The organism is Sphingobacterium sp. UBA7249 (assembly GCF_002472835.1).
GTDB classification, from domain to species: domain Bacteria; phylum Bacteroidota; class Bacteroidia; order Sphingobacteriales; family Sphingobacteriaceae; genus Sphingobacterium; species Sphingobacterium prati.
Map to the genome: position 1 here is coordinate 1 of NZ_DKST01000026.1, position 25,079 is coordinate 25,079.

Genomic DNA, 25,079 nt, shown 5'->3' on the forward strand with positions numbered 1-25,079 from the left:
AGGGCTTCTTGCGTTTGGATATCCCCAATTCTATTATTTATAGCGCTTTAAAGGATAATCACTTCCTGTACTATAATACCGCGATTAGGATGCATAGCATTTACGTAACGCCTCTTGTTTGTTAAATAATTTCCGGTAAGCAATCTGTATGAAAACGTCTAATTAGCTATCGCTTGACCTCAAAGGGAACGTATCCATCCCATTTACGAAAGTGATCGACATCACTTTTATTCTTAATATTTATAGCATTAACCATTGCGAGCTATTTTTGTTGATTTAACTGCCATGGAATCAATACTCAAATGGTTTTGAAATATGGATTGATGCTATTTAATAAAGTGACGTACATCACTTTTGTACGCATTGTACATCATTAGATTGTCATAAAATGCTGCTTACTTTTGATTCAGAATCAACAATTTAAGTAATGCAGTTAGAGCAATTTAATTACGACAATAAAATTGTCAGAAATTTCGGAATCGCTACCATTATTTGGGGGATAGTTGGTATGACCATCGGATTGCTTGTGGCAACGCAGCTTGTCTGGCCTCAAATGAACTTCGGATTGCAGTTTACAACGTTTGGCCGTGTACGTCCCGTACATACAAACGCAGTAATATTTGCCTTCGTAGGTAACGGTATTTTTATGGGAGTCTATTACTCCTTACAACGGGTGCTTAAAGCGAGAATGTTTAGTGACGCTTTAAGTAAACTTCATTTTTGGGGATGGCAATTGATCATTGTCGCTTCGGCTATTACACTTCCGCTTGGGCTTACTTCGAGCCATGAATATGCCGAGATGGAGTGGCCGATTGATATTGCTATTACCCTCATCTGGGTTGTATTTGGTATCAATATGTTTGGTACTATTATCAAACGACGTGAACGCCATATGTACGTCGCAGTTTGGTTCTATATAGCCACATTCGTTACTGTAGCCGTACTACATATTGTTAACTCCATTCAATTGCCTGTGGCCGGATGGAAAAGTTATTATGTATATAAAGGTGTTCAGGATGCGCTTGTACAATGGTGGTATGGTCATAATGCAGTAGCATTTTTCCTGACTACTCCTTACCTGGGAATGATGTACTACTTTTTGCCCAAAATGGCTAATCGACCGGTTTATTCCTATAAATTAAGTATTCTTCACTTTTGGTCTCTGATTTTTATCTATATCTGGGCAGGGCCTCACCACTTGTTATATACAGCGCTACCAAGCTGGGTACAGTCGTTAGGGGTGGTATTTTCGATCATGCTGATTGCGCCGAGCTGGGGTGGTATGATAAACGGTTTGTTGACGTTGCGCGGGGCTTGGGATAAGGTACGTACAGAACCTATGCTGAAGTTTATGGTCGTCGCACTGACTTGTTACGGTATGGCAACTTTTGAAGGTCCAATGTTGTCCTTGAAGCAAGTGAATGCCATCGCACACTTTACGGATTGGATCGTTGCACACGTACACGTTGGAGCATTGGGGTGGAATGGCTTTATGACCTTCGGTATTCTCTACTGGTTAATCCCACGTATTTATAAAACTGAACTTTATTCTAAAAAATTAGCATCCACACACTTTTGGATCGGCACATTAGGCATCTTATTCTATGCAATTCCAATGTATTGGGCGGCAGTAGTGCAAGGTTTGATGTGGAAGGAGTTTACACCTGAAGGCGTTTTGAAATATCCAAACTTCTTGGCAACAACATTGGAGATTCTGCCAATGCACATGATGCGGGCTTTGGGTGGAGCACTCTATTTATCAGGTGTCTTCTTGATGACGTTCAATCTAATTAAAACAATGAAGCAAGGTAGGCTTCTGGCAAACGAGCCTGCCGAAGCACCAGCTTTATTACCGGTCCAGGTCAACGAACAATCTCAGCATCGCCGCCTTGAACGTAAGCCTATATTGTTTATGGTCTTGGCGCTAATAGCGATCCTCATCGGTGGTATGGTTGAGATGGTTCCGACGTTTACCATTTCAAAAAACGTACCGACAATCGCAAGTGTACAACCCTACACAGCGCTGGAACTGCAGGGACGTGATCTCTATGTCAGAGAGGGCTGTGTCAACTGCCATACACAGACAATCCGCCCATTTAGATCGGAAACAGCTCGTTATGGTGAATATAGCAAAGCTGGTGAATTTGTATATGATACGCCATTTTTATGGGGGTCGAAACGAACTGGGCCTGATTTGCACCGTATCGGTTCCAAATATCCGAATAAATGGCATTTTGACCACCTATTGGATCCCACAATTACCTCACCCGGAAGTATCATGCCTTCTTACCCTTGGCTGATCGATCAGAAATTGGATAACTCCATTCTGAAAGATAAAATGAAGGCTTTAAGAAAATTGGGAATTCCCTATACGGATGCGGCAATAGCGAACGCAGAACCGGATCTGCACAAACAGGCTCAAAAAATTGCGGATGACCTGAAACAGAATCAAGTAAACGTATTGGCTGATCGGGAAATTATAGCGGTAATCGCGTACTTACAACGATTGGGGACGGATATAAAAGCAGCTCCGAAAGTGGCTGAGGATGTTAACATAAATCAGTAACGCAATGTTTAAACAAATTACAAATTTGAACGGAAGTGAGCTTTACCTTATTGTGTCACTTTGGATATTCCTGATTTTCTTCATCTCGGTCGCAATCATGTTATTCCGCATGAAAAAGGACTATGTAAATTATATGAAGGAACTGCCTTTGGAGGAAGAGGAAACTGAAAAGGAAATGAATCATTCACCTGAAAGTATATAGTATATGAGTTTATTATTAGATACTGCACCGACTACAGTAGAGCTTGTCCAATCTACTTGGGGTTTTGGTACGGATAATTTATACACAGATATCTTAATTATCGTATTGATTGTCGTAATGTTGGCTCTTCTTGCTTCGGCACTGATGGTTAACCGTGCGATGAAATCCATCATTAGGATTACGATGCCTGACTTGGTCAAAGAAGAAGAACTTAAGAAACTGGCAAAAAAAGGATGGTTGAAACGATCTTGGAATAAGATCATGGGAATAAGGCCTATATCGGAAGAAAAGGATATTGTCATCGACCACGAATACGATGGCATCCGGGAACTGGATAACCCCATTCCAATCTGGTTTAACTTTTTGTTCTATGGAACAATCTTTTTTGGACTGGTGTACTTATTCATCTACCAGGTTTCTGGGATCGGTATGAATCAAGATCAAGAATATGCACATGAAATGGTTGTCGCAGAAAAGGAAAGACAGGCGTATTTGGCTGCGTCTGCCAGCAATGTCGACGAAAATACGGTGGAATTTGAGCCAGACATGGCTGTTGAGGGAAAAGCTATATTCGCGGCAAACTGTGTAGCTTGTCATGGTGGAAATGGCGAGGGGGGTATTGGACCTAACTTAACGGACAAATTTTGGTTGCACGGCGGCGAAATTAAGGATCTTTTCAAAACGATCAAGTATGGTGTACCAGACAAAGGAATGGTGCCTTGGGAGCAGACATTAAGTCCCGCTCAAATAGCGCAAGTGGCAAGTTATATTGTCACCTTAAGGGATACGCATCCGGCGAATCCAAAGGAACCACAAGGGGAAGAAGTAATCTATGGAAATGCTAAAGATGCAACAAAAGTAAATGATGGAGCTGAAGTAGAGAAGAAAGCTGAACAATAAATCAATATCGAAATGAGTACAGTAGTAGTTAATAACGACAATAGTGGTAGACCTAAGTCAAAAAAAAGACAGTGGATCTATGCAAAAAAACCGCAGGGAGCACTTTACAAAAAAAGGCAGTGGGTTGGTTATACGCTACTACTGTTCTTGTTTGTCGCTCCTTTTATCAAGGTAAACGGCGAACCATTCTTAATGTTCAATGTCATTGAACGGAAGTTTTCTATTCTGGGGAACCTTTTTTACCCACAGGATCTATATATATTCGTTTTTGGAATGTTGATCGTGATGGTCTGCGTGGTACTGTTTACGGTCGTATTTGGACGTGTCTGGTGTGGATGGACCTGTCCCCAAACGATTTTTCTCGAACTGATTTTTAGGAGGATTGAGTATTGGATTGAAGGAGATTGGCAGCAACAGAAAAAACGCAATGATGGTCCTGACACGGATCAGAAACAGTTAAAAAAAGTATTGAAACATAGCATATTTTTGATCATTTCATTTTTGATCTCGAATATCTTTTTGTCTTATATCATCGGTTCGGATGCTTTGATTAAAATCATTACCGACCCATTGGATCAACATATCGGCGGCCTAATTTCAATCATTTTATTCACCTTGGTTTTTTATGCCGTATTTGCTTATGTCAGGGAGATTGTATGCATCGCGATTTGTCCCTATGGGAGATTGCAAGGTGTGCTGCTGGATGATCAAAGTATCACAGTGGAATACGATCATAGACGTGGTGAGCCAAGAGGAAAGCAGCAGAAAAATACCACAGTGTCACACGGGGACTGTGTTGACTGCAAGCTTTGCGTTCATGTATGTCCGACAGGAATTGATATCCGAGAAGGTCTACAACTGGAATGCGTGAGTTGCACTGCATGTATTGACGCTTGTGATGCTGTCATGGAAAAAATCGGAAAACCCAAAAAGCTGATCGGCTTTTATTCCATGGGGGAAATTGAAGGCACGCTCGAGAAGAAAAGTAACATACGGGCTATCGCTTACTCAATTGTCTTAGTGCTGTTGATGTCGGTATTTGCTTTCCTGCTGTTCAATCGCTCTGAGGTGGATGGCCGATTATTACGCGCGAAAGGAAGCACGTATCAGCTTCGGGACGATAAGACAATAAGCAATCTTTACGCGTTGGAATTAGTTAACAAATCTGGAAAAGAAATTTCTTTTAAATTGGTATGCGAAGACCCGCGACTCAGGATCCAACTGGTCAACCCTATTCAGAGGCTCAGCAAAGATGGGCATGCTACTTTAAGCTTTTTTTTAATTATTGCGAATAAAGATGTCGAAACGTACAAAAGTAATATCAAATTATCTATCTATTCAGGGGACAAAAAAGTGGAAAGCTTAAAAACTACTTTCATTGCTCCTCCTGGAATGAATTAACAAATAAAAAAATGAATTGGGGTACAAAAATTTTTTTGAGTTTGGCAGTGTTTATGTTTTGCATCGTTGCAGCCGGATTTTATATGGTCACTCACGATTCGGACAGCTTGGAAGAAGACGATTATTATGAACAGGGTTTAAATTACGATCAAGCTTACGAAAAAAAACAGAATGTACTGACCATGAAAGAAATGCCGACTGTTGAGATCAGAAAAGATACTCTTTATATACATTTTGTCTCGAAAATTAACAAGGGTAGACTATTATTCCGTAAGCCTTCGGATAACAAATTAGATAGAGAGCTGCCATTCCAGACAACGGATAAGCTGTTGACGCTGCCGATTTCGACATTCGATAAGGGAATGTGGAATCTGTATATCGATTGGAAAAGTGCAGGTAAGGACTTTTTATTTGAGGAGCATATTTTATTTTAAACCTGGAGCATGAGTTATACCTACTTTGCATTTTATATGGGTTTATTTGGAAGCATACATTGTGCGGTCATGTGTGGCCCTTTAATATTTGCTATCGAGGGTAGGCAAGAGTTGGCCTGGCGTACTTTCCTGAATAAGATCCTCTACCAATTCGGTCGGATATTGACCTATGGTAGTCTTGGTTTTCTATTGGGGACCATAGGTACAATTGCTCAAATTCAGGGTTGGCAACGTACATTGAGCTGGATTACGGGAATACTATTGGTATTGATTGCACTGTTCCAACTTATAGGGAAAAACAATCGTACAGTCATTCGCCTGCAGACCCGTGCTGTTCAACCTGTCGCCGGGCTTTTGTCGAGATGGTTGTATCGGCCCGGCGGGAGCTTTTTTGCTGGTATATTGAACGGATTATTACCTTGTGGTATGGTGTATATGGCTTTAATTTCTGCAATGAATGCAGACAGTCCACAACAGAGTTTTTTATTTATGCTGTGTTTCGGACTGGGGACAATCCCACTGTTGTTTTTGTTTTCTTTTTTGGGGAATTTCTCTAAATTTTTCAAAATTGGCTTTTCAAAATGGATGCCTTTGTTATACTTATTGCTAGGGATCTGGTTTATACTTCGGGGGGCGAATTTAAATATCCCCTATTTAAGTCCTCTTATCCATATTGATGGCGCGATAAACTGTGCTTAAGCGCAAACAATTTGTCAGAGCTAAGTATTATATTTGGTGTTAAACTTAGCACATTATATGGAGGTACTTCATCATATTTTACAAATTGCGTTACAATATTACTGGATTCCTTTACTTATCTTATATATTGGTGTAATCGGAACAATCTTGATTGAAAACCGTAACCCCGCCAAAACGATCGCCTGGATTATGGTTATTGTTTTTCTACCCGTAATCGGATTACTTATCTATTATTTCTTTGGCCAAAAATTCAAGAAGGTCAAAAGGATGAAACGTATGTATCGGGAGCAGTCAAAAAAATTATTGGATGCCTGGCGTAAAGAATCTGAAATTATGGAGGAAAATATTGATACACTAAATGATCGTATCGGTAGTTTGGCCATGGTCTATCGCTATCTCAAAAATCAAAAAATATCGACATTCTCCCTGAATAATGAGGTGACTTTGTTTATAAATGGCGAAGAAAAGTTTCCGACATTGATCCAGCAGTTGAAAAGCGCAAATCATTCCATCCATATGGAGTACTATATCTGGGAATTGGATGAGATCGGACGTGAAATATTGCAAATTTTGGAAGAAAAGGCAAAATCAGGAGTGACGGTACGTTTGATACTGGATAGTTTTGGAGCTCCTGATGTGATTAAATACCTGCGTAGACATAGACCAGATTTTCGATTTGAGGCCTTTCTTCCCGTTACTTTTACATCATTAGCCAATAGCAATTACCGAAATCACAGAAAAATTGTTGTCATTGATGGAACGGTCGGTTTTGTAGGTGGAATCAATATTTCAGACCGGTACATTAATAACGGAAAAAATGATATCTATTGGCGAGATACGGCAATGATGGTTATCGGAGCAGCCGTAAATACATTACAAATTCAATTTTGGAATAGCTGGAATCAAACAGATGGGGAACCTTTTGAACTGAGCAAAGGTTTTTTAAACAGATTTCCGATCACTGATACAGATGCGAGTGGTGTGGGATTTACCGCCAGTGACCCGGGGTCTCCTGCTCCATTCAATATGGAGGCGATCATCGCTGGAATCAATGAAGCCAAGGAATATGTGGAATTGTGCACACCTTATTTTATTCCAAGTGACCAACTGACCACGGCGTTGATGCTGGCCGTATCTTCGGGTGTTAGGGTTGACCTGATGTTACCGGCGCAATCTGATTCTTTTTTTGTACAACATGCTTCCTTTTCTTTTATCAAGCCGCTACTTGAAAGGGGTGTAAACGTATACCTCTATACCAAGGGATTTCTTCATGCCAAAACTATCTGCATTGACGGTAAACTCGCCTATATTGGTACAACTAATTTGGATATCAGAAGTTTTTACATCAATTTTGAAATAACTGGGATCGTATCAGACAAAGCGTTATGTGAACGTTTGCATGATCAATTTCTTGCCGATATTGAAGCTTCAGATCTCATTACAATCCGTAAATGGATGCAAAGAAGTCGATGGAAACGAGGAGTCGATTCGATCTGCCGTTTGCTGGCGCCTTTACTTTAGCAGGTTGTCTAATAAAGGCATAATGGTATAATAAATGTTAAAAATACCCTAGTAGGATTGGTCTTTGCTTAAAATTGAATATATTTAGCTATTCTTTTTTAATTCTAAGACTTTCAATGAAGCACATAAAACTATTGACTTTATCGATAGGAATTTTAGGAATCGGGTCGACTTATGCACAGACTGCACCTACATTACCTATTAATACGATCGTAGAACGGGTTCAAAAATATTTTCAAGGTTACCCAACGGAAAAAGTACATCTGCACTTTGATAAACCTTATTATGCTGTAGGCGACACATTATGGTTTTCTTCCTATTTATCACGTAATCTTCCAGAATACGAGCCGAGCAAAATAGCCTATGTGGAAGTTTTGAATAGCCGTGATTCGCTTATTCAGACCTTTCGGATTCCATTGGATAAAGGTGTCGGAAATGGACAGATGGTCCTTGATCCACAGTTCATGACACAGGATAATTACCGCTTCAGAGCCTATACAAAATGGATGTCAAACTTTGATGCATCATACTTTTTCAATAAAATCGTTCCAATAGGTGATGTGATCAATAAAAAATTGACCACTCATATAGAGTTTCAGAATAATCTTAATGGTAATAAAAGTCAGGCTGTTATACAGTTCAGGGACCGTACAGGGAAACCCATGATTAATTCAAAAATCAACTGGGAATTTGTTGCTGGATGGGAAACTGTCGATAAAGGTAAAGGTGAGACAGATGCCATGGGGAAAGTGACGATCAACTTATCGGCAAAAGAGAAGGCTGATTTGGAAAAAGGGCAATTAAAGGTCAGTATCCAGGAAAATAAAAATGAGAAACCGTTGTCCAGTTCTTTCCTGCTCAAAAATGCTTTGTGGGATGCTGATGTACAGTTTTTCCCTGAAGGCGGGGATCTAATTGCCGGACTTGCCAAAAAGGTCGCTTTTAAAGCTGTTGGATCCGACGGAAAGGGCCTGACAGTAAAAGGTTCGATTCTGGATTCAAAAGGAAAGTCTGTTGCGGAATTTGAAGATTTCGGATTGGGTATGGGGTATTTCTCCTTATTGCCTCTCGTTGGAGAAAATTATCAGGCAGTCATCAAATTTGCCAACGGGCAAGAACGTAAATATAAACTTCCTGCAGTGGTTAATGATAAAGCGAATATTGTTTTCGTCAAACAGGATACTGCAAATGCTGAGTTTGCTGTAGTCACCAGCGAAGAAAATTTTTCGAATAACAAAGCACAATCCTACTATGTATTGGTGCAGTCCAATGGCCATCTTTGTTTTGGAGCACAGGTGAATTTAAAATCTTCATCTGCTCTGGTCAATATTCCAAAAGACCGCTTACCAAACGGTATTGTCCAGGTTACTTTAATGACACCAGATGGCAAACCAGTAAGTGAACGCCTGGCATTTGTCCAAAGTGAGAAATTACTCAATATTCAAGTCGCAAGCGATAAGCAAAGTTATAAGGCGAAGGATCTGGTCAATTTGAAACTTTCAGTAGATAATAATGGACAGAAATATCCCGGTAGTTATTCGGTTTCTGTGATCGATGAATCCAAAGTTCCTTATAACGATCAGGCCGACCTATCAATTGTAAGCAATTTTTTATTGACCTCAGAGCTGAAAGGCAATGTCGAAAATCCGAACGCTTATTTTGATGATAAAAATCCAAACCGTGAAAAAGCACTGGATGCATTATTAATGACACAGGGATATCGCCGTTTTGATTATTCCGCATTGATCGCTGAAAAGCTACCGCAGATCAATTTCCTTCCTGAACAAGGGATCGAGCTATCCGGGATTTTACGGATGAATACAGGTCGTCCCTATCCAAATGGTGGTTTGTTGCTTTCTGTACCTTCCCGGAACATCAAAAAGGATGTATACACGGATCAAAATGGTCGTTTTACATTTAAAGACCTTGTTTTTCCTGATTCATCCAAAGTTACGGTAAATGCGCGGTCGAATGATAATTACCGTAGTTTGGTCATCAATATGGACCAGAGTTATTATCCCGAAATCGACAAAAATAACGGTTATAAAAGCTACTTTGTCCCTAATATAGACCAGGCATTCGCACCCTATTTGGATAATAGTCGTAAAGAGTACCGAAAATCTATCTTATTGGATGAAGTTGAGGTGACAGGAGTACAAAAAAAGGTAATTACAAATAAAGATTTTCCATCTATTTCGGGTTTATCGATGCCTGAACATCGCATTGAGCCGGAGCGCCTGACAGGATGTAATGTGTTGACCATGTGTCTGCAGACTGTTTTAACGGGGATAACATATGATCCTCAAACATTGAAATATTATGTTTCGCGTGACTATAATGCGGGTGGACGTACTCCGGTTCAGTTTTTCCTAAATGGTATGGCCATTGATGAACCAGGATTGAATAGTATCAACGTCGCGGATATTGAGGGGATCGAAATCTTCCTTCGTGATGAACTGGGAACAGTATCAAGAATGTATCAGAACAATGGCGTAGTCTCTATCTATACGAAGAAATTGGAGGCTAAGAAACCTCGGATGGCCTTAAGTGAAATTGAGAAACTGTTGCCCAAATCGAATGTGATCGATATGTTTCCTTTGGGCTATGTCAAAGAACGTAAATTCTACACGCCAAAATACGATACGCCAGAGCAAAAATCGGTAAATGATCTGCGGACTACCATTTATTGGAATCCAAAAGTAACGGTAACCGAAACAGGGGAGGCGGCAGTCCAATTCTATAATGCGGATGGAAATGGTAATTATAAAGTGATTGTAGAGGGAATGGATCAGACAGGTAACATTGGCCGAAAAGTGATAAAATACCGCGTACAACCTTAAAATCGAATTAAGTTATATAAAATGAACGCTGCTCTTTGAAAAACGAGCGGCGTTTTTTATGGCATAAAAAAACACCTCCTTGATGGGCAAGGAGGTGCAAACTAACCAATTATAAACCTAAATTATGAAAAGTATCTTATCGCCTTTGAAAGCGTTTGTCTTCTTATTTATACATATATTTCAAATCTTATGCCAATTTGATAACGTGGCTATTTGGCAGTGATTTTTAAATGTTATATAATAGTGATATGGATCCGATATTTAGCCCGTAATGCTTTTACTGATGATGCATATGTCATCTATCAATTAAAAATTGAAATGATATTGTTGGCGAGAGCGGAACGCTTTCTAATCGTTTTGTCGATCTAGCTGATAATAACATTGCCTACAGCGGGGTTCATAGGCTTCCTTTTCACCGAGTAGCACGGTTTGCGTATCTGCTATCAGACGGTACGAATAATTCGCTGGAGCGCCGCATTGCATGCAGACTGCATGAACTTTTGTAACATGTTCGGCTATAGCCATCAGACTTGGAATAGGTCCAAAAGGTTGTCCTTTATAATCCATATCCAGTCCAGCAATAATCACACGAATACCATTATTTGCCAATTTGACACAAACCTCTGACAATCCGTCATCAAAAAATTGTGCCTCATCTATTCCAACAACCTGGGTGGCCGAACTCAAAAGCAGTATAGCCGATGAATTTTCAACCGGAGTGGATGGAATGCTATTACTATCGTGGGAAACGACCAATTTTTCGTCGTATCGTTTATCGACAGAAGGTTTGAATATTTCAACGTTTAGCCGTGCATATTGTGCCCGTTTTAGCCTTCGTATCAACTCTTCGGTTTTGCCTGAGAACATTGATCCACAGATAACCTCAATACTTCCATATCGAGCTGGTCTCAATGTTAGATTATGTTCGGAAAAAAGCATCTGATTAAATTATTTTTTCGGATGGTCAACAAATAAGGAATTATTTGTAAATAAACCTTCTACTATATTCTGTTTTTGACAATGCTAATATCGAAATTAAATATTAAATTTGAGTAGCAAAAAAGTGGGTAAAAATCCAAATAATTATAAATCAAAGGATTGAATTTTTCACTTTTTAAGGTAAGGAGTGTATAGGTATTATAAACGATTAACGGGCGATTTCAACTAGAATTATGAGTACTAAAGAGGAAATTTTTAATAGGATAGGAGATTTACTACAGGATTTGAATGCGCAATATTTGACTTTGTCAGAGAAGAATGGTGAGGCAGAGATAGGCCATCTGCTGAGCCTGGAGGCTAAAGCACAATCTGTTGCGGCTTACATTACTTTACTCAAAACAGATGCTGTATTGAAAGATGGACAAGCTCACAATACCTTGAAAGAATCTGTGCTGGAGAGTAAAAAAATAGCATTTAACGATTATTTTACACCGCCTTCGTCTATACATGCGTCTAGCCAGAGCTTTTCTGAATCTAAAAGTCTTGCGAAAAGTGATGTAGAGAATGATGAACCTACAAAATTAAACGAAGATGCTGTTGAAGTAAAGCAGGAAGTACAAGACAGCAATGAATTGGCAGCAGCTTCTTATTCGCCTGCAATAGCCGATGAAACGAACGATGTGACGAGTGAAGTTATTGCCGAAAATAGTGAAGAAAAACAGTATGAGATAGATGAACCCACGATAGACTTGGTGGATGAAGAACCTACGGTTGTTAAGGAGATTATAGAGGAACCAAAACAGGTCGTCATTGAAGAAGTTCAGGAGAACCTTACTCAGGAGGAAGTCAATACCGCGGCGGAGGAGGTCCCATCGAGGCCATTGACGTTAAATGAGATTATCTCGCAGCAAAAACAAGCCGGGGTGCAGAGCCGGGTTTATCAAGTCAGTCAATCCGGAAGTTCGGATAAACTAACTGACATCAAAACCGGAATAAGTTTGAATGATAAACTTTTATTTATTAAAGACCTATTTAATGGTTATAGTTTAGCGTATAGCGAAGCGGTAGAGTTATTGAACAGATTTAATAGTTATGCCGAAGCTGATGCATTTTTGCAAACCAATTATGCGGTTAAGAACAGATGGGCGGATAAACCCCATACAGTTGAAAAATTATATGAGGTATTGCGAAGAAGGTACAACTAGTTATTTAACGGCAAAAACAAAAAGCATCTTTACGTAAAGATGCTTTTTGTTTTTGTTGCTACTCATTGTTTATATTGGATAAACTATTTCAATTGAAATTGCAGCCAGTCCTTTCCTTCGTGACCATAGACAAAATATTTCGGTTGCAGGATCTCGGCCAGAGATTCCAATTCAATTAGATAATCGTATCCTGGAATAGTGGCAAAATTAGGTTTTGTCATAATAAACAGCTGATCGAGTTCAATCGCTTTGGATTGAGCAATTGCTGGATCATTTAATAAAAGCGGGACACGGGTAAATACATTTTGGTCATTGTCAATTAAGATGATTTTATCAGCTTCGTTAGCAGCTATCGTAGGGATTCCACCTGCTATTTTGATAGATTCCTGTAGATAAGCCGATTCATTGATCTCCAGTGGATCAATTTGATCTAAAACCAATACTTTGGGTCTGTCGCTGGCTGTTATAAATTTGAGCTTGTGAATCAAGATGTCGGTTTCATCTTCTATTTTTTCAATAAGCTCATTGATATTTTCGTCGCTATTTAATTCTCGGGCAAGTGTATTGATATAAGCAATGACGTCTTCGATGCTAACGATTGCCGATTGCTTTGCTGTTAACTTAGCGTATGTTTCTGCTGAGACAGTGCTGTTATTTAGATTCAGCTGTTCCAAAAAATGGGCAACTAATTTTTCTTGATTGCTTTGCATGCTGCAAAAATACAAAAAGGGTAGCATTAGCGAAATTAAATTAGCAATAGTAGGTATTGGAGGATTTTTGTAAATTGGCATCAAATAAATGTGATAGATATGTTTGACAAATTATTTCAGGCACAGCAAAAGGCAGAGGAAATTAAGAAAAGACTAGATACAATTTCGGTATCCGGTGAGGCTGAGGGTGGTTTGATCCGGGTGGTGGCAACTGCCAATAAGGAGATCAAAGAGATTACGATAGACCCTGTCTTTTTGTCCAATGCAGACAAAGAAGAATTAGAGGAACTGTTGGTCGTTGCGTTGAATAAAGCAATAGTCCAAGCAGAGAATATCAGTCAAGCTGAAATGCAGGCGGCTAGTAAAGATATGTTAGGTGGCCTAGGCGGACTATTTAATCAATAACAATATGAAAGCAACTTATTACGGTCAATCTTGTGTTGAGTTTGATTTTGATGGAACGAAGGTTTTATTGGATCCATTTATAACTTATAATCCTCTGGCGAAAGCAATTGATGTTAACGCGATTAAGCCCGATTACATCTTTTTAAGCCACGGACATCAGGATCATGTCGCAGATATGGCTACCATCCAAAAGAATAGTGATGCTACGGTACTGGCCATTGTAGAAACAGCGGCATGGGTCAGAAGACAAGGTGTGCCTGACGATAAGGTGGTTGAGTTCAATCTCGGTGGTACGATACAGCTGCCTTTTGGTACTGTCAAGATGGTGTATGCTGCACATACGAATAGTACGCCTGATGGCCAATATGGTGGGTTTCCGGTCGGATTTGTCTTTAATGTACAAGGGAAAAAGATCTATTTTGCCGGCGATACCGCATTGACGATGGAAATGAAGTTGTTGGCTGACCTGAAATTAGATTGGGCTTTTTTACCTATTGGTGGATACTATACAATGGATGTCGATGATGCGATAAAAGCGGCAGAGTTTATTAATTGTACACGTGTAGTGGGAATTCATTACGATTCATTTCCGCCAATTCAAATTGACAAACAAAAGGCCTTGGACAAATTCCAGAACGAAGATATTTCATTGTCTCTTCCAAAAATAGGAGAAACAATAACGCTGTAAAAGCAAAAAAGCCGAGCGAGCTCGGCTTTTTTTGATCCGTTACGATGATCTTGTTAAGATCCGTAAGTTCTACGATGATATAACGATTTTCTTTAGGTCTTCTAAGCTGAAAAGGGGGGTATCAATGATTTTATTTTTTAGGATCTGCTCTTTATTTTCTTCGAAATAAAACAGTTTCCATTCTCCATTTTTATATTCTAAGCTGCTTAGATTTTCGATCCAATCGCCAGAATTCATATAGGTACATGTTCCTTTTCGGTTAATAACTTCTTTTATTTGGGGTTGATGAATGTGCCCACATATGACGAAATCATAGTTTTTTTCAATGGCTAATTCCGTTGCCGTATGTTCAAAGTCTGAAATGTATTTGACAGCTTTTTTAACAGAATTTTTTATTTTCTTTGAGAGGGAATATTTCTCTTTGCCCATCTTATCCAGGCAATAATTAATGACATTGTTGAGCTGTATCAACTTATCATAGCCCCATCCGCCAAGTTTCGCAAGCCATTTTGAATGATGGATGGATGCATCGAAAACATCACCATGAAAGATCCAAACCTTTTGATTATTGAGTGAAAGAAGCAACTTGTTACTCAGTTTGATGTTTCCAAGCTTGAGATCGGTAAACTTGCGCAACATTTCATCATGATTACCGGTAATGTAGTGGACTTCGGTGCCAGTTGAGCTCATATCGATGATCTTCTTGATGACCTTTAGATGATCTTGCGGAAAGTAACTTTTCTTAAACTGCCAAATATCGACGATATCGCCATTAAGGATCAATATCTTGGGCGCGACGGATTCCAGGTAAAGTAAAAGTTCTTTGGCTCTACTTCCGTATGTACCTAAGTGTATGTCTGAGAGTACAAGTATATCAAGGCTTCTTTTCATCGGAATAAACTATAAATATTCTTTTTACAAAAAAAAGGTAATTTTATTTGATGCCGGTGAAATTCCTGTTATTAAATCGTTAAAATATGCTGTAAAACTATATAAATAAGTTTATTAGAATTTAATATTGGGCTTTAATTAGCTAGAAAAGGTGTCTAATCTGTTGATCTGACACCTTTTCTTAATCTGTTAACGAATATTTGCTATTTAGCAATCGCTGCTGCTGCTCTATCGATGTGGAACTGTACAAGGTCATCGATTGGCGAACGCAAGATTTTACCTACTTTCATACCATATTGCTCTGCTTTTTCAGCTAATACATTTCTGAAATTGTAACCGACTGAACCGATACAATTGAAAGTATAACTTTGATAATTAGGGTATTTGCTAACTAAATTTCTGAAGAAAGCTTCAAATGCTTCATCTACAATATTGCGCGTGTACTCAATGTTCACATTGTTGTCGTACACGAATTTACTGAAACTTGCACAGAAACGGTTAGGCATTGGTTTGGTATAAACCGCATCCATGATTTCATCTTTTGTCATTTTGTAAGTGTTCCAAAACACTTCTTTGACATCTTTTGGCATTAAATTACGTACATAATCCGCAAGTAACTTTTTACCGATGTAACTACCCGATCCTTCATCACCTAAAATATAAGCTCCAGAGTCAATATTTAGAGTAATTTCTTTACCATCATAGAGACAAGAATTTGTTCCTGTACCCAAAATAGCTGCAAATCCAGCTTGAGAGCCTAATAATGCTCTTGCAGCAGCAAGTAGATCATGTCCTACTTCCACTTTTGCTGTAGTAAATACATGTTTTAAGGCATCAACTACGATTTGGGCTTTTTCCCTATTATGGACACCAGCACCATAATAATTTACTTCCGCGATTTTTTCAAAAGGTAAATCCTGCGGTAATCCTTTTTTTAGGGAGTTTACGATGTATTCACTGTCAACAAAATAAGGGTTATACCCTTCTGTATTGAAGTAGATTTTTTTATTTGAATCATCTAACAAACACCAGTTTGTTTTTGTTGATCCCCCGTCAGCAATGATTATCATTATTGAGTAGTTTTAATTGTGTTTATCGTTATAAAATGAGTAATCAATTCATTAATCAATTCCCCGAAAATACATTTTTTAATTTTAAATATCATAATTTATCCATGCATTTTTGAAAAAATAAATTTCACGAATTCGTTCATAATATAAAAAAACTGGCTTAACAGTATTGTTAAGCCAGTTTTTAAGTCGTGTAATAAAATTGTTTAAATAGTGTACTATTTACAATTAGCTGAAGCTTTTAATGCCCTCCTTCAGCTTCGATTTCATCAATATTGATTCCTTGTTTGGTTAAAATTCCTTTTACAAATACAGCAAAGAAAACAATATAACAGAATCCGATTAACGGTAGGATATAGGAGTTGTGTATTCCAATAAGATCGGCCAATTTTCCTTGGATAGGAGGAAGGACACCACCACCAAGAATCATCATAACCAAGAATGCCGAACCCTGAGCAGTATATTTTCCAAGACCAACGATTGATAAACTGAAGATGGATGACCACATAATTGAACAAGCAAGACCTCCTGATAAGAATGCATAAATAGCAATTGTACCGGAAGAGAAAAGCCCGATTAACATGGCAATGATTCCAAATAAACCAAAAATAATCAATGTACGTGCAGGTTTTTCTTTACTTAGGTAGAAAGCCACGATTTGTAGAATAATACAGATCACATAGTAATAAAGGTGTGACATCTCGAAACCAGCGAGTGTATTCACTCCGATAATAATGGAGAAAGCAATTAAAGGGACTATGATTAGAAGTCCGTTTTTAGTGGATTTGCTCAGGTTGAACGCTGTAATCGCTCCCGCCCAGCGGCCAATCATCATGCTTCCCCAGTACATGGACACATAAGGTGTTATTTGAGAAGATTGTAGACTGCCAAATTCTTTTAAAGTCAACAACTCACCTAAGTTGCTACCAATCGCAACTTCAATACCAACATAAATAAATAATGCAAGCATTCCCAATGCTAATTGTGGGTATTTCATTGCTCCCCAACCTTCTGGATTCTTTTTCGCGCTTCGGTTAGAGAAAAGTAAGCCGCCGATGACAACGATTAAAGCACCTGCTAACCATAGCATGCGTTGTGTTTCCAGCGGTTTGGCAACTTCCTTAATGTGTGCTTTTAATTGATCAATCTGAACTTGGTCAGTCAGCGCTGATACCTGTTGGTGCAATTGTTCGATATGTAATGCAAGATCGCTCTTATAACTTAAGAATACAGGCGTAAACATACCAAATAATAACACTGTCATGATGATCAGCGTACGGAGTGCCTTATTGGCTTTTTCCATTGGCTCTTTACTGATTCCAGCTGGAACTTTTTTGCTAAAGTTGAACAATGTCGCAGCTAAAAGAAATAATAAACCAACACCCACATATAGGTATACTACTTTATTTAGAGGTAGATTGGCAATTTCAGAATCGGATATAGGTTCAAATGTTCCAAAAAGGGAGAAACCAATAACTAAAGGTCCTATCGTTGTTCCAAAGGAATTGATACCACCACCAAGGTTGACACGGGACGCCCCGGTCTTCGGATCGCCCAATAAGACGGCGAAAGGGTTGGCTGCCGTTTGCTGTAGTGAAAATCCAAGTGCAACCACGAATAGACCCAACAACATGCCAACATACAGATTTACCTCAACGGCTATAATCATCGCCGCCGCGCCCAGCGCAGAAAACAATAGACCGTAAACGATACTTTTTTTGTAACCCCATTTTCCAACAAGGTCATTTCCACCAATTGAACTAAAGATAAATAAGAGCAATGCACCAATGTAATATGCGGTGTAGAAAGCAAAGTCAATTAATTGCGATTGAAATTGATCCAAGTGAAAATAATTCTTGCAGAATGGTATAAATACGCTATTTCCAGCTGCAATAAACCCCCAAAAGAAAAACACAATAATGAGCGTGTAAAGTGCGGGGTAATTAGTTTTAGTTTGTTGCTGTTCCATATAAGGGATCTAAAAACTTAAATTTTGAAAGGTACGAACTTATGAAAAAAAATATAAAATTCAATCTAAAAATGTTGTTAAATCGTTTTACTAGCTACAATAGTAAATATTTTTTTTGAAATATTTTGAAATAACAAAATTTGTTTTTTTCTTTGTCTAGGTTCTCAAGATTTAATCCACTTCGGGTTTAAACGAAATCATTAAGTTCTTCATTCACTTAAACAAGGAAACAAGCTTAAGTGTAAATCAGAATAAAGCTCAAAAGAAAATCCAAAAATCATACACAACACATTAATGGATATTAACGAATTAAACGCTAAACTCGTATCAGAATTGCGCGAGATTGCTAAGTTGATCGGTATCGCAGATGCTGATAAATTGCGTAAGCAAGAATTAATAGAAAGAATTAGCAATACCGGTGGGGAAGAAGAAGCAGCTCCGGCTTCTGCAGAAAAAGTTGCTAAAGTGGAGGAAGACAATCAAGAACAGGGTGAACGTACGCGTAAGCGCGTTAGAACAGTGAAGAGCGCTGAGCCTGTAACTGTAAGAAAACGTGAGGCTGTCGAAAGTGAGGAAAGCAGCCCCGCTATAGATACCACTCCTGCAACAGATAAAGGTACCCAACCTGAAAAAACACCTCAAACTCCTAAAGCTGAAAATACTTCATCTAGTACAGATTTCGACAATGTTATTGTTAATGAAGGGGTCTTAGAAATTATGCCAGATGGCTATGGTTTCCTACGTTCTTCGGATTATAACTACCTGACATCACCGGATGATATTTACGTATCACAGTCGCAGATCAAATTATTTGGTTTGAAAACAGGTGACACTGTTCGTGGTTGTATCCGTCCGCCAAAAGAAGGTGAGAAATATTTCCCATTGGTTCGGGTAGAAGCGATCAACGGACAGAATCCTGCAGAGGTACGCGATCGTGTTCCATTTGACTATTTGACACCCTTGTTTCCTGATGAGCGTTTAAATTTGGATATGGGCATGGGTAACTACTCTACGCGTATCATGGATCTATTTACGCCAATCGGAAAAGGTCAACGTGGACTGATTGTTGCGCAACCAAAAACAGGTAAAACAAATTTATTGAAGGAAGTTGCTAATGCGATCGCCAAGAATCATCCTGAGGTATACCTTATTATCTTATTGATCGATGAGCGTCCTGAAGAGGTAACCGATATGGCTAGAAGCGTACGTGCAGAGGTTGTTTCATCTACTTTTGATGAACCAGCTGATCGCCATGTAAAAATTGCTAATATCGTACTGGAGAAAGCGAAGCGTATGGTTGAGTGCGGTCATGATGTGGTTATCCTATTGGATTCAATCACTCGTCTGGCGCGTGCTTATAACACTGTTGCTCCTGCTTCAGGTAAGATCTTATCTGGTGGTGTGGATGCAAATGCATTACACAAACCAAAACGTTTCTTTGGAGCAGCTAGAAATATCGAAAATGGGGGGTCATTGACAATCCTTGCGACAGCTTTGACAGATACTGGTTCTAAAATGGATGAGGTTATCTTTGAAGAATTTAAGGGAACTGGTAACATGGAATTGCAATTGGATCGTAAATTGGCGAACAAACGTATTTTCCCAGCGATTGATATTACAGCGTCTAGCACGCGTCGTGATGACCTGTTGACAGACAAAGAAACATTACAACGTATCTGGGTGCTTCGCAATCACTTGTCAGACATGAATTCGACAGAAGCAATGGAATTCTTGCAAGGGCAAATGCGTGGTACTAAATCAAATGAAGAATTTTTGATCAGTATGAATGGGTAATCCCATCAAATTTTGATATTTTAGCCATCATTTTTAATAGAATGATGGCTTTTTTTATAAGAAAACAAATCATATAGATGAAAAAACATATTCCAAATCTGCTGACCTGCCTGAATCTTTTTAGTGGTTGTATCGCTGTATTGATGGCCTTGGATGGGAACATACAAGCAGTTACTATATGCGTGCTCGCTTCTGGAATATTTGATTTTTTTGATGGTATGGTTGCAAGGCTCCTTCATGTAAAGTCACCTATTGGTAAGGAGCTGGATTCACTGGCAGATATGGTCAGTTTTGGGTTTTTACCGGGTACGATCATGTTTACATTACTGCAAAAAGCGTTTCCCGATGGTTCCTTACTACCGTATCTGGGATTTATTGTGACCGTGTTTTCGGCTTTGCGTTTGGCCAAGTTTAATTTGGATGAACGACAAACTTCCGATTTTATTGGACTCAATACACCAATGAATACCTTTTATGTGCTTTCATTACCTTATATTGCTGTTGAGTATCCAGAACTCATTATAAATCCAATATTTTTGATTTGTAGTGCGCTACTGACCAGTTATCTGTTGATTAGTGAGATTCGGTTGTTTTCGATGAAATTCAGTTCGATGGATTGGAAAACGAATAAATTTCGCTTTATCTTTCTGTTTTTAACTTTGGTCTTATTTATAATCGGGCAATTTATGGCTTTGCCAGTTATTCTGCTTTTGTATTTTATACTGTCGGCATTGCACTTTAATAAAAAAAACGATCTGGCTTAGATCGTTTTTTCGTATTGTTCAAGTTCAAATAACAGTTCTTTCATTTCAATATCCAGCACTTCAAAAGTTGCCCGAAGTCCCTCTAATGAATCTGTATTTTTGGCACTTAATTCCAATTCTTCAAATTTGGCTTTTAAATGAAACGCTCCAATATAATCCATCGTAGGTTTGATATGGTGGGCAGCATCGGTAATTTTCTGATGATCGCCTTCAGCTAGTGCATTTCGCAACTTGTCTAAATCTACCGGAGTCTGGATAAGATACATTGATACAAACTGTTTGATCAAATCTGAGTTGTCAAACATGTTTTGGTTGATCAGGTCAATGTCGATATGGTTCATCGTTGCTAATTTTCTTTACGGGTAATTCGTCCTTGCAATTGTTCAATAAAGATACGTTATTTTTTTTGTAAACAGGGTGAATGTAGTCTGGAGCTATTTCTGCTAAGGGTTCTAAGGTAAAACGCCGTTCTGAAATAAAAGGGTGTGGTATAATTAGGGTTGGATAGTGAATAATCTCATTGTTGAAATAGAGTAAATCAATGTCAATAGCTCTTTCACCCCATTTCTTTAGACGGATTCTTCCCAGATCCAATTCAATCTGCTGTGTGCAGTTTAAACATTCCAAGGCTGATAAATCCGAACTTATTAAGACAACCTGATTTAGGAAGGAAGGTTGGTCTTCAACCCCCCAGGCCGCAGTTTCATAAATGGTGGATTCTTTTTGAATTTTTCCGACCCGTTCTTCCAGATATTTCCTTGCTAATGCGAGTTGCTGCATGCGATCTCCCAAGTTGGTCCCTAATAATATAAAAATCTTATTCATCCTACTAAATTAAGGCTTTATGGAATAAAATACTGGGGGAATAAAAAATATTGCACTACCTTTAGTGTAAAATAAATCATTCCATTTGCAAGATTGTAAAAATCGGAATTAATTATAAAATATGAGATCATTTTTTAAGTATGTATTGGCTACAATTACAGGGATTGTGATATCTTTTGTGATTTTGTTTATTGTTTTTATGGGTATTATTGGGGCGCTTATCAGCTCAGCGTCTTCGGAGCAGGAGGTCGTTGTCAAAAGCAATTCGGTGTTATTTCTATCCTTTGACTATGACATCAATGAGCGGAACGACAATAATCCTTTTGGAAGCTTAAATCTTCCGGGGTATTCTACAAAGAGTATTGGTTTGGATGATATCCTGGGTAGAATCAAATATGCAGCAACGGACGAGAGTATTAAGGGGATTTATATCGATGCGGGGAGTATCGGAACTGGTTTTGCGAGTTTGAAAGAGGTGCGGGATGAGTTGTTAGCATTTAAGAAAACAGGCAAATTTATAGTTGCCTACAATGCTGGATACAATCAAAAAGCATATTATGTAGCAAGTATAGCCGATAAAGTGTATGTCAATCCGCAAGGAACCATCGATTTTAGGGGGCTTGCCAGTTCGACGATGTTTTATAAAGATTTATTGGAAAAAGTTGGGGTGGAAATGCAGATTGTGAAAGTAGGTACATTTAAGAGTGCTGTGGAACCCTTTTTCTTAAATAAAATGAGTGATCCAAATCGTCTACAGGTAACATCATATCTGGGAAGTATATACGATACTTTTATAAATGAAATTTCGATAAGCCGAAATATTCCGGCGGACTCGTTACGCGGTATAGCGAACAATTACCTTGTTAGAAGTGCAGATGATGCGGTGCGCTATAAGCTCGCGGACGCTAAGATTTATAAAGATGAATTATTGGCTGATTTGAGAAAACGACTGAAGGTAGGGGATAAGGAAGAAATATCGTTTGTTTCGTTATTAGATTATAATAAGAAGCTGAAGGATGATGGTAGTGGATCTGAGGTGGCTGTTCTTTATGCGGTTGGAGAGATTGTGGATGGCGAAGGAACTCGTCCGGGTGAAATTGGTGGTGATAAATTTTCAAGGGAATTACGTAAGTTGAGAGAAGATGATGCTGTAAAAGCTGTTGTATTGCGCGTAAATTCACCAGGGGGCTCAGCTCTAGCATCGGACATCATCTGGCGTGAGGTTATTTTGACAAAAAAAATTAAACCAGTAATCGTATCGATGGGGGATGTTGCGGCATCTGGCGGTTATTACATATCGGCTGCCGCTGATTCAATATTTGCTGAGCCAACGACCATTACAGGATCAATCGGCGTATTTGGCGTGATACCGAATTTTCAGAATTTAATGAACAATAAAATTGGCGTGCATTATGATGGTGTGAAAACTGGAAAATTTGCGGATTTGAATACTACTTTTGATCGTCCTTTGACAGCCGAAGAAAGGGATATCATCCAGCGTGAGGTTGATAAAGTATATACTACCTTTACAAAAGTTGTGGCGGAAGGAAGAAAGATCTCCCTGCCCAATGTTGATAGCATTGGTCAAGGCCGGGTTTGGACAGGTGCTCAGGGATTGGGTAATAAATTGGTTGATCGTTTGGGTAATCTTGATGCTGCTATTCAGGCAGCAGCCAAAAAGGCTAATCTAAACAAGTATAAAGTAACGCAATATCCTGAGAAGGAAGATCCGCTCACTTCGATATTGAACAATTCGAAGGAAAAAGTTCAGGCTTGGGTCGCGAAAGAACAAATGGGTGAATACTATCGTTATTTCGATGTGATGCGGCAGGCAACTACGCAAAGCGGTATTCAGGCAAGGTTACCTTACACTGTAGAAATTCATTAATGATAATTTAATCCGATAAAAAGGCATTTATTTGATGAAAATAAATGCCTTTTTTCTATATTTAGCTGTTCGTTTGGCAAACGACAGATCCTAAAACATTAAAGTTATATGATGAAAACAGTAGACGATTTAAATTTTGCAGGTAAAAAAGCCTTGGTTCGCGTAGATTTCAACGTTCCTTTGGATGAGAATTTCAATATTACGGATGATAATCGTATTCAGGGGGCTGCTCCGACAATAAAGAAAATTTTGAATGACGGCGGAAGTGTGATATTGATGTCCCATTTAGGAAGACCGAAAGATGGTCCTACTGATAAGTATTCATTAAAACATATTGTTGCCCATCTTTCTAAGGTGTTAGGTACAGATGTTCAATTTGCCAATGATTGCATTGGAAAAGAAGCTGTGGAAAAAGCTGCTGCATTGCAAGCTGGCCAAGTTTTATTACTTGAGAACTTACGTTTTTATAAAGAAGAGGAAAAAGGTGATGTGGAATTTGCTGAAAAACTTTCAAAATTGGGTGATGTATATGTAAATGATGCATTTGGTACAGCACATAGAGCACATGCTTCGACAGCGATTGTTGCACAGTTTTTCCCATCCGCGAAATATAGCGGATATCTGATGGCGGCTGAGGTGGGTAATGCAGAGAAAGTTTTGAATAATCCTGTTCGACCTTTTACAGCGATCATGGGGGGAGCAAAGGTTTCAGATAAAATCCAGTTGATCGAAGCTTTATTGGATAAAGTCGATAATTTGCTGATCGGTGGAGGTATGGCTTATACTTTTATCAAAGCAAGAGGTGGAGAGATCGGCCGGTCATTAGTTGAGATCGATAAACTTGATCTGGCGAATGAATTGGTAAAGAAAGCGAAAGAAAAAGGAGTAAACCTGGTTATTCCTACGGATGCACAGATTGCTGATGCATTTTCTAATGATGCAAATGTATATGATGGTCCAAATGATCAGATTCCTGCAGACCTTCAGGGCTTAGACATTGGTCAGGAGTCTGCTGTAAATTTTGCGTCTATTATCAAGGAATCAAAAACCGTGCTTTGGAATGGTCCTATGGGAGTTTTTGAATTTGATACTTTTGCAAAAGGTACAAAAGCTGTTGCTGACGCTGTTGTGGAAGCAACGCAAAGTGGCGCATTCTCATTAATCGGTGGTGGTGATTCTGCTGCTGCGGTAAGTAAATTTGGTATGACCGAGGATGTGAGTTATGTTAGCACAGGCGGTGGGGCATTGCTAGAATATATGGAAGGAAAGGCTCTTCCAGGTGTAAAAGCGCTTGAAAATTAATACCTTTTAAAAGTTATAGAAAAACGCTGTATTATAACTAAAATTCGTGGGGCAAATCAGAATTAA

At 38.8% G+C, this 25,079-nt stretch carries 22 protein-coding genes; 15 read left to right on the forward strand and 7 right to left on the reverse strand.

The window, feature by feature from the left end; all coding sequences use genetic code 11:
- Positions 1-427: 427 nt before the first annotated feature.
- From ccoN to B4A24_RS18200, 8 genes are all read left to right on the forward strand, one after another.
- On the forward strand, positions 428-2,566 hold the full coding sequence (ccoN, locus tag B4A24_RS18165; RefSeq protein WP_293946439.1) for a cytochrome-c oxidase, cbb3-type subunit I: 2,139 nt from the start codon (positions 428-430) through the stop codon (positions 2,564-2,566).
- Positions 2,567-2,570: 4 nt separating this feature from the next.
- Positions 2,571-2,768, forward strand: coding sequence for a hypothetical protein (locus tag B4A24_RS18170; protein WP_172395004.1), 198 nt, complete (start codon positions 2,571-2,573; stop codon positions 2,766-2,768).
- Between the two features lie 3 nt (positions 2,769-2,771).
- A complete protein-coding gene (locus tag B4A24_RS18175; RefSeq protein ID WP_293946440.1) occupies positions 2,772-3,668 on the forward strand; it encodes a cbb3-type cytochrome c oxidase N-terminal domain-containing protein in 897 nt (298 codons plus the stop codon).
- A gap of 12 nt (positions 3,669-3,680) precedes the next feature.
- Positions 3,681-5,069 (forward strand): cytochrome c oxidase accessory protein CcoG, encoded by a 1,389-nt coding sequence (gene ccoG / locus B4A24_RS18180; RefSeq protein WP_293946441.1) that lies wholly within the window; start codon positions 3,681-3,683, stop codon positions 5,067-5,069.
- An 11-nt stretch (positions 5,070-5,080) separates the two neighbouring features.
- Positions 5,081-5,503 (forward strand): FixH family protein, encoded by a 423-nt coding sequence (locus B4A24_RS18185; protein WP_293946442.1) that lies wholly within the window; start codon positions 5,081-5,083, stop codon positions 5,501-5,503.
- 9 nt (positions 5,504-5,512) lie between these two features.
- Positions 5,513-6,202, forward strand: a complete 690-nt coding sequence (locus B4A24_RS18190) for a sulfite exporter TauE/SafE family protein (protein WP_293946443.1) — start codon at positions 5,513-5,515, stop codon at positions 6,200-6,202.
- Between the two features lie 57 nt (positions 6,203-6,259).
- Positions 6,260-7,723, forward strand: coding sequence for a cardiolipin synthase (gene cls, locus B4A24_RS18195; protein WP_293946444.1), 1,464 nt, complete (start codon positions 6,260-6,262; stop codon positions 7,721-7,723).
- Positions 7,724-7,839: 116 nt separating this feature from the next.
- On the forward strand, positions 7,840-10,563 hold the full coding sequence (locus tag B4A24_RS18200; RefSeq protein WP_293946445.1) for a carboxypeptidase regulatory-like domain-containing protein: 2,724 nt from the start codon (positions 7,840-7,842) through the stop codon (positions 10,561-10,563).
- Between the two features lie 348 nt (positions 10,564-10,911).
- Here the strand turns inward: B4A24_RS18200 and B4A24_RS18205 are convergent, their stop codons facing one another.
- On the reverse strand, positions 10,912-11,502 hold the full coding sequence (locus B4A24_RS18205) for a thymidine kinase (RefSeq protein WP_172395010.1): 591 nt from the start codon (positions 11,500-11,502) through the stop codon (positions 10,912-10,914).
- A gap of 233 nt (positions 11,503-11,735) precedes the next feature.
- Here B4A24_RS18205 and B4A24_RS18210 point away from each other — a divergent pair, with 233 nt between their 5' ends.
- Positions 11,736-12,707, forward strand: coding sequence for a hypothetical protein (locus tag B4A24_RS18210; protein ID WP_293946446.1), 972 nt, complete (start codon positions 11,736-11,738; stop codon positions 12,705-12,707).
- Between the two features lie 83 nt (positions 12,708-12,790).
- Here B4A24_RS18210 and B4A24_RS18215 read toward each other — a convergent pair whose 3' ends face one another.
- On the reverse strand, positions 12,791-13,417 hold the full coding sequence (locus B4A24_RS18215) for a hypothetical protein (RefSeq protein ID WP_293946447.1): 627 nt from the start codon (positions 13,415-13,417) through the stop codon (positions 12,791-12,793).
- A gap of 99 nt (positions 13,418-13,516) precedes the next feature.
- Here B4A24_RS18215 and B4A24_RS18220 point away from each other — a divergent pair, with 99 nt between their 5' ends.
- Positions 13,517-13,822: a YbaB/EbfC family nucleoid-associated protein gene (locus B4A24_RS18220; RefSeq protein ID WP_104380803.1), complete on the forward strand. Its 306-nt coding sequence runs from the start codon at positions 13,517-13,519 to the stop codon at positions 13,820-13,822.
- 4 nt (positions 13,823-13,826) lie between these two features.
- Positions 13,827-14,510 carry a metal-dependent hydrolase gene (locus B4A24_RS18225; RefSeq protein WP_293946448.1) on the forward strand — a complete coding sequence of 228 codons (684 nt, stop codon included), beginning with the start codon at positions 13,827-13,829 and terminating at the stop codon, positions 14,508-14,510.
- A 69-nt stretch (positions 14,511-14,579) separates the two neighbouring features.
- Here the strand turns inward: B4A24_RS18225 and B4A24_RS18230 are convergent, their stop codons facing one another.
- The 3 genes from B4A24_RS18230 to B4A24_RS18240 all read right to left on the reverse strand — a co-directional run bounded on the left by B4A24_RS18230 (position 14,580) and on the right by B4A24_RS18240 (position 18,440).
- A complete protein-coding gene (locus tag B4A24_RS18230; RefSeq protein WP_172395014.1) occupies positions 14,580-15,401 on the reverse strand; it encodes a UDP-2,3-diacylglucosamine diphosphatase in 822 nt (273 codons plus the stop codon).
- A gap of 203 nt (positions 15,402-15,604) precedes the next feature.
- The gene (locus B4A24_RS18235; RefSeq protein WP_293946449.1) at positions 15,605-16,471 is read right to left on the reverse strand and encodes an N-acetylglucosamine kinase; all 867 of its coding nucleotides are present in this window, start codon (positions 16,469-16,471) and stop codon (positions 15,605-15,607) included.
- 241 nt (positions 16,472-16,712) lie between these two features.
- Positions 16,713-18,440 (reverse strand): MFS transporter, encoded by a 1,728-nt coding sequence (locus B4A24_RS18240; protein WP_293946450.1) that lies wholly within the window; start codon positions 18,438-18,440, stop codon positions 16,713-16,715.
- A gap of 294 nt (positions 18,441-18,734) precedes the next feature.
- On the opposite strand from B4A24_RS18240, the gene rho reads away from it, so the two are divergent.
- Positions 18,735-20,234, forward strand: a complete 1,500-nt coding sequence (rho, locus tag B4A24_RS18245; protein ID WP_293946451.1) for a transcription termination factor Rho — start codon at positions 18,735-18,737, stop codon at positions 20,232-20,234.
- Positions 20,235-20,311: 77 nt separating this feature from the next.
- The gene (gene pssA / locus B4A24_RS18250; RefSeq protein WP_293946452.1) at positions 20,312-20,998 is read left to right on the forward strand and encodes a CDP-diacylglycerol--serine O-phosphatidyltransferase; all 687 of its coding nucleotides are present in this window, start codon (positions 20,312-20,314) and stop codon (positions 20,996-20,998) included.
- Here the strand turns inward: pssA and B4A24_RS18255 are convergent.
- Together B4A24_RS18255 and folK are read right to left on the reverse strand one after the other, a co-directional pair.
- A complete protein-coding gene (locus tag B4A24_RS18255) occupies positions 20,995-21,339 on the reverse strand; it encodes an Hpt domain-containing protein (protein ID WP_293946453.1) in 345 nt (114 codons plus the stop codon). The two genes, pssA and B4A24_RS18255, sit on opposite strands and share 4 nt — an antisense overlap.
- Positions 21,320-21,823 carry a 2-amino-4-hydroxy-6-hydroxymethyldihydropteridine diphosphokinase gene (folK, locus tag B4A24_RS18260; RefSeq protein WP_293946454.1) on the reverse strand — a complete coding sequence of 168 codons (504 nt, stop codon included), beginning with the start codon at positions 21,821-21,823 and terminating at the stop codon, positions 21,320-21,322. The genes B4A24_RS18255 and folK overlap by 20 nt, the downstream gene beginning before the upstream one ends.
- Before the next feature lie 121 nt (positions 21,824-21,944).
- Between folK and sppA the strand changes: the two genes are divergently transcribed.
- Together sppA and B4A24_RS18270 are read left to right on the forward strand one after the other, a co-directional pair.
- Positions 21,945-23,711: a signal peptide peptidase SppA gene (gene sppA / locus B4A24_RS18265; RefSeq protein ID WP_293946455.1), complete on the forward strand. Its 1,767-nt coding sequence runs from the start codon at positions 21,945-21,947 to the stop codon at positions 23,709-23,711.
- A gap of 111 nt (positions 23,712-23,822) precedes the next feature.
- Positions 23,823-25,013, forward strand: a complete 1,191-nt coding sequence (locus B4A24_RS18270) for a phosphoglycerate kinase (RefSeq protein ID WP_293946543.1) — start codon at positions 23,823-23,825, stop codon at positions 25,011-25,013.
- Positions 25,014-25,079: the final 66 nt, after the last annotated feature.